Source organism: Aurantimonas sp. E1-2-R+4 (assembly GCF_036549515.1).
GTDB lineage: Bacteria > Pseudomonadota > Alphaproteobacteria > Rhizobiales > Rhizobiaceae > Aurantimonas > Aurantimonas coralicida_A.
Genome location: NZ_JAZHLK010000155.1, coordinates 1 through 670 on the forward strand (window position 1 = coordinate 1; position 670 = coordinate 670).

General features: G+C 60.6%; 1 protein-coding gene. It reads left to right on the forward strand.

The genetic code is table 11. The annotated features are described in order from the left end of the window. Positions 1-631 (forward strand): IS3 family transposase (locus VQ045_RS21840; RefSeq protein ID WP_331831627.1); only part of this gene is annotated, 631 nt, incomplete at its 5' end. Between the last annotated feature and the right edge of the window lie 39 nt (positions 632-670).

Consider the following 670-nt stretch of genomic DNA (forward strand, 5'->3'; position numbering starts at 1 on the left):
ATCCATGGGCGTGACCGGCGTGCGCCGGGGAAAGAAGACGATCACGACCGTCAGGGACCCGAAGGCGCCATGCCCGCTGGACAAGGTCAACCGGGAATTCCGCGTCAGTCGTCCCAACGCCCTGTGGGTGGTCGATTTTACGTACGTCCACACCTGGGCGGGCTTCGTCTACGTTGCCTTCGTGGTTGATGCCTATGCCCGGCGGATCGTCGGTTGGAAGGTCAGCACTTCGGCAACGGCAGGCTTCGTTCTCGATGCTCTTGAGCAGGCGATCCATGCGCGCAGGCCAATGGCCGATGACGGACTCATCCATCATAGCGATAGGGGCGTCCAATATCTCGCCATGAACTACACCCAGCGCCTGGCTGAGGCCGACCTCGTACCTTCGGTCGGCAGCGTCGGCGACAGCTACGACAATGCTTTGGCCGAAACGATCAACGGCCTGTATAAAGCCGAGGTCATCTGGCGACAGCGATCATGGCCGAGTGCATCAGCCGTCGAAATGGCGACGTTGCGTTGGGTCCATTGGTTCAACAATCACCGCCTCTTCGGACCGATCGGGCATATCCCGCCCGCTGAGGCCGAAGCCAACTACTATGCTGCCATCGAGAGCCTCGATATGGCTGCATGACTCAAACGAACCGGCCTCCGGAAAACCCGGGACGCTTCA